This window comes from Caldimonas sp. (assembly GCF_046289365.1).
Taxonomy (GTDB): domain Bacteria; phylum Pseudomonadota; class Gammaproteobacteria; order Burkholderiales; family Burkholderiaceae_C; genus Caldimonas.
Genome location: NZ_JBKBVU010000220.1, coordinates 1 through 4,833 on the forward strand (window position 1 = coordinate 1; position 4,833 = coordinate 4,833).

Annotated in this window: 8 protein-coding genes; all 8 read right to left on the reverse strand. The window is 69.0% G+C overall.

From position 1 onward, the window contains the following. Positions 1-191: 191 nt before the first annotated feature. Positions 192-371 (reverse strand): hypothetical protein, encoded by a 180-nt coding sequence (locus tag ACK42S_RS15680; protein ID WP_409709637.1) that lies wholly within the window; start codon positions 369-371, stop codon positions 192-194. A 23-nt stretch (positions 372-394) separates the two neighbouring features. Further along, positions 395-688: a type II toxin-antitoxin system RelE/ParE family toxin gene (locus ACK42S_RS15685; RefSeq protein WP_352890429.1), complete on the reverse strand. Its 294-nt coding sequence runs from the start codon at positions 686-688 to the stop codon at positions 395-397. Further along, the gene (locus ACK42S_RS15690; RefSeq protein WP_131111603.1) at positions 685-951 is read right to left on the reverse strand and encodes a type II toxin-antitoxin system ParD family antitoxin; all 267 of its coding nucleotides are present in this window, start codon (positions 949-951) and stop codon (positions 685-687) included. The genes ACK42S_RS15685 and ACK42S_RS15690 overlap by 4 nt, the downstream gene beginning before the upstream one ends. A 55-nt stretch (positions 952-1,006) precedes the next feature. Beyond that, a complete protein-coding gene (locus ACK42S_RS15695) occupies positions 1,007-1,444 on the reverse strand; it encodes a DUF6362 family protein (protein ID WP_409709640.1) in 438 nt (145 codons plus the stop codon). After that, complete coding sequence (locus ACK42S_RS15700; RefSeq protein WP_409709643.1) at positions 1,437-1,658, reverse strand: hypothetical protein; 222 nt, start codon at positions 1,656-1,658, stop codon at positions 1,437-1,439. Before ACK42S_RS15700 ends, ACK42S_RS15695 begins: the two co-directional genes overlap by 8 nt. Position 1,659: 1 nt before the next feature. Next, complete coding sequence (locus ACK42S_RS15705) at positions 1,660-2,136, reverse strand: crossover junction endodeoxyribonuclease RuvC (protein ID WP_409709646.1); 477 nt, start codon at positions 2,134-2,136, stop codon at positions 1,660-1,662. 129 nt (positions 2,137-2,265) lie between these two features. Beyond that, on the reverse strand, positions 2,266-4,536 hold the full coding sequence (locus ACK42S_RS15710) for a phage/plasmid primase, P4 family (RefSeq protein WP_409709649.1): 2,271 nt from the start codon (positions 4,534-4,536) through the stop codon (positions 2,266-2,268). After that, positions 4,520-4,833 (reverse strand): helix-turn-helix domain-containing protein (locus ACK42S_RS15715; protein WP_409709652.1); only part of this gene is annotated, 314 nt, incomplete at its 5' end. The genes ACK42S_RS15715 and ACK42S_RS15710, both read right to left, overlap by 17 nt.

A 4,833-nucleotide genomic window follows, 5' to 3' on the forward strand; every position in this document is an offset into this window, starting at 1 on the left:
AGCGCCGCGCTCGCGCCCCCCGCATCGCGCTTGGGCCAGGAAGGACCCGTCGATGCGCGGGCGGCTTCGTCGGGCGTCACCGCTGTCCAGAAGTTAGCCGAAATCCTACCCCCGAAACGGCGGATCTGTTGCAGCGGCCAAAGCCGCGTTTGCCCGCGGGCGCACGCAGATGCGCGATCCGATCCGCCAAATCACGCCAAAACACGCGGACGGGAAGCGTTTGGCGAGGACGTGCGGTCGCGCTTGGCTGCCAGGCGCAGCGCGTCGTACTGGCGCATCATGCGCGCGTCGATGAAGCCCAGGCGATGCAGGTCACGCGCCGTCTCATGGACGGCGTCGAGGACCCGGTCGTTGCGCTTCTTCATGGCCATTCAAGGCGCCTACTCGGCCGATGTCAGCCACCGAACTGGGCGCCGATGTCCCGTGCGCCGTGCAGGACGCGCACGATGCTCACTTCATCGTCGGACGCACAGAAGAAGATCACGTAGTTGCCGTGGGCGCAGGATCGAATGCCCTCGCCGAGTTCGGGGCGGAGCCGGTACGCCTGGGGCGCCCCGGCGATCTTCCTGCACTGCATGCGAAGTTCTGCCATGAAGCTGACGGCTCGGCCCGGGTTGTCCTGGGCGATGTAGTCGCCGATTTCCTCGATGTCGCTTGCGGCCAGCGGGGTGATGACGAGCCGGGTCATTTCGTCCGGCGCTTGCCCTGATCCCGATACTTTGCTTCCAGACGATCAAACACCTCTTCGGCCGGCTGCCCCGGGCCACTGGATCGACCGGCTGTGATGGCCGCACGCAGCTCTTCCAGCTGCAGGGCGTGGCGCTGGGCTTGCTCTTCCAGCAATCGCAGGCCTGCGCGAACCACCTCGCTGGCGTTGTTGTAGCGACCGGAGGCGACCTGCTCCTTGATGAAGGCCTCGAAATGGGGGCTGAGGGCGACGCTCGTCGGCATGGGCTTGACTCACAACTATTAATAACAGTTATTGAATCCGTGCAGCCTCGTCCTGTCAAGCGAACGGCCGGGCGGGCGGTTCGCTCACCCCGCTGCGCATCGAAGGGCCGGCCCCTTGCCGCTCGCCGTTGAGCGCCTCGGCCACGATCGAGAGCGCCCGCTGCCACCGTCGCCAGGCCGTGGTGCGGTCGCAGCCCAAGCGCGCGCAGATGTCGCGCCAGCGGTGGCGCTCGGCGCGCATCCACACGAGGTGCCGCTCCTCCTCCTGCAGCCATTGCACCCAGCGCATCGCTTCGAGCATGCGCTCGATGGCCTCTGGCGCGGGCGGAAAGCGCCGGATCGTGGGTTCCGCCCCAAGCGTCTCCCACGGCAGGCGCCGGATCGCGGGCCAGGTGTTGAAGTAGCCCTGCACCCGCACGGGTGGCAGGCGGTGCGCGGTGATGGCCGCCTCGCGGAAGCGCTCGGCCACCTGCTCGACGGTCCACTCAGCCATGGCGCGCCTCCCGGGTTGCATTGCGTGATCCGTACAGCCGCTCGCCGATGCGGCGGATCAGTTCGCGCTCCGTCCAGTCCAGCCGGGCATCGTCCAGACCAACGACGAGCACGCGCTGCTCGCGCCAGCCCTGGCGCTTGACGGCTTCCACGTCCATCGGCTCGGGCTGCAGCCGAGCGAGCGGGCAGCGGTAGCGAGGCGTCGGGATGTGCATCTCAACCCTCCTGCACCGCGTCGTGGCGCTCGATGGCCCAGTGCAGCAAGGCCAGCGCATCGGCCTCGTTGTCGTCGGCGGGGGTATGACCGCGGGCGCGGGCGGCGGCCAGCATCGCGTCTTTGCGGGCATTGCCACGGCCTGTGGCGTGCTTCTTGATCGTGCCCACCGGCACGCCCTGGTAGGGGATGCCGTGGTGCTCGCACCAGGCGGTGAGCGTGGCCAGGAACCCGCCGTAGGCATGCGCGGCATCGACGCCGGCGTGTCGGCGTACCTCCTCGAAGTACAAAAACTGAATTTCAGAAACCGATTGCTGAATTTCAGCAATCCAGCGGCGGAAGCGCAGGAAGCGCATGCCGCCGCCTTCGAAGCGCTGCGGCCGAAAGCAGACGGCGCCGCTGGTGATGTGGCCGGAGCCGTCGCGCAGCGCCCAGCCGGTGGTGGTGCCCAGGTCCAGGGCCAGGATCGTGGAGATCATCGGTTCATCCTTTCATCGGTGTCCGGTGACCGAAGGTGGCCGACGTGCCGTTAATCGGCTCTCACGTGCGCGCGCGCACGTGTAGAGGAATTACCGGCAGGCCAGTCACCTTCGGTCACCCTTGGGGTTTTAGTCGTCGCGGTATGGGAGCCGTGCGCCGTAGTCCTTCGGCTTGAGGGACAGTCCCGCCAGCCCCTTGGTGCCCCCGTGCAGCCGCGTGCGTTCGAAGCCGCGGTTGGCCAGTTGCTGCGCGAGCCAGCGGCTCGTGCCGACGTACTCGCCCCTGCGGCCGGCCCACTCTTGCCAGCGCTGGAACACGTCGGCCACGGCCACGCGGGCCTGCGGGTGGCGCTGCGCCTCCTCGTCAAGGAAGTCGCCGATCGCGTCCTCCTCCTCGAAATACTCGGCGGTGGCCGACATCACGCTGGCCGGGGGCTGTAACCCTTCGCGCTGCCAGGTCAGACACCCCTCGACCGCCCAGGCCATGATGCCGTCGCGCTCGGCCTGGAGCTTTTCGGTGAGCCGGCCATCGCGCTTGTCGGGTGGAATCGTCACCGTGAACGGGATCAGGTGCAGCCGCCGCTTCATCGCCTCATCGATGTTGCGGATCGCAGGTTTGTGGTTGCCGACGATGACGGGCTTGAACTGGGGCGTGTAGGTGAAGAAGTCTTTGTGCATGAAGCGCGCGGCGATGCGGTCTCCGCCGGTGATGGCCTTGACCTTGGATTCGGCCCAGCGCCGCCCCTGCTCGGTCTCGATGGCGGAGACGAAGCGCGCCCCGCGCAGGCCCGCGAGGTCCGTGGGATGGCGCTCATGGCGTGTCTCGACGAACGTCTCCATCGAGGCGGTGGCCGCGTAGTCGCCCAGGATCGTGGCCACGGTGTTGACGAACACGCTCTTGCCGTTGGCCCCGGTGCCGTAGAGGAAGAACAGCGCATGCGCTGCCGTCGAGCCGGTGAGGCAGTAGCCGACCATGCGTTGCAGATACGCTTGGAGTTCGGCGTCGCCGCCGGTCACGTCGGCCAAGAAGGCCCGCCAACGCGGACAGTCGCCGCGAGGCGTGGCGGTGGCGAGCTTGGTCATCCGGTCGGCGCGCGCGTGCGGGCGCAGCCGCCCAGTGCGCAGATCGACCACGCCGCCCGGGGTGTTGAGCAGCCAGGGATCGGCATCCCACTCGTCGGACGTGGAGGCGTGCCGCCGGTCGGTGCGTGCCAGCCGCTCCACGCCGCCCACCGTGCTGCTGGCGGCGAGCTTGGCCGCGAGCCGGTGCGAGTCGGCCTTGAGCGCGGCCTCGCGGCAGATCGCGCGGATGAGGTGGTGCACCAGCAGCGTCTCGTCCGCCTGCCAGCGCCGGCCGTCCCACACCAGCCACTTGCCCCAGGCTGAGCAGTAGCGCCAGTCCTCGGCGTAACGCGCGGTGAAGGTGAGCGCCAGGGCGTCGTCGGTGGCCCAGACGGAGGGCTCTTGTGCGGGCTGTCCGATGGCGGGCTTGATGCTCATCCGCGGGCCCGCGGCGATGAAGGCGGCGACGTCGAAGCCTTCGGCCGCGGCGTCGGCCACATCCCACCCTTCGGGCTTGTCCTCGGGCGGCAGCAGCACGTCGCAGGTGGCGGCGCCGGCGGCGAGTGCGGCCTGCGCGGCGGCCATCGCATAGTCCCAGCCCGGCTTGTCGCGGTCGGGCCAGATCAGCACGGCCTTGTCTTTGAGCGGCGACCAGTCGGTCTTGTCCACCGGGGCGTTGGCCCCGTGCATCGCGGTGGTGGCACACACCCCTGTGTCGATCAGGGCCTGCGCGCACTTCTCGCCCTCGACCAGCACCACCTGTGCGGCGTTGATCATCCCTGGCTGGTTGTACAGCGGCCTCGGCTCGGGCGGCGTCATCTTGCGGCGCTTGGCATCCCACGGTCTGAACTCCTTCTTGCATCCCGGTGGGTCGTAGCGGTAGACGACGGCGATGAGCCGCCCCTGCGCGTCGAGGTAGTCCCACTTGGCGGTGGCGGGGCCCAGATCGTCGGTCGGGATTTCCTTCTTGCGGCGCTTGCGCACCGCTGCGGTGGGGGCGCGGCCGACGAGGTCTTCGGCCAGATCGAGGACGCGGGCAAAGTCGCGCTCGGCGTCGAGGCCGTGATGGGCGGCGATGAGGTCGAAGACGTCGCCGCCCTCGCCGGTGGCGCGATCGGTCCACAGGCCCGCCTTCTCGCCCGCGAGCACCACTTCCAGGCTGTCGCCGGGGCTGCCCAGCACGTCGCCGATGACGAACTTGCCGCGGCGCGTCCGACCGGCGGGAAACAGCATGGACAGCACCGATTCCAACCGCGAGAGCAGCGCGGCGCGCAGGGCTTCGCGGCGCTCGGACGCCGGGATCTCGGGCTCGGGCGCGGTGTCATTGAAGTCCAGCATCCGCCTCCTCCTCGTGCACTGCGTCGGCCGGGCGCAGGGCCTGGCGCTCCTCCATCCACGCGCTCAGTTCGGAAAGCTTGAAGCGCAGCAGCTTGCCGACCCGGTAGTGCGGCAGGCCGAGACGCCGGCGCTCCTTCGCGTGCGTGAGCCAGTAGTGCGGCAGATTGAGCGCCAGTGCCGCCTCGCGTGCGTCGATCAGGCGCTCTCCGAGCACCTGGTGCAGCGGTGTGTCGTTCATGCCGCAGCCCTCCAGCACCGGTCCTGCCACGGGCACATCCGGCACTCGACATGGGTGGG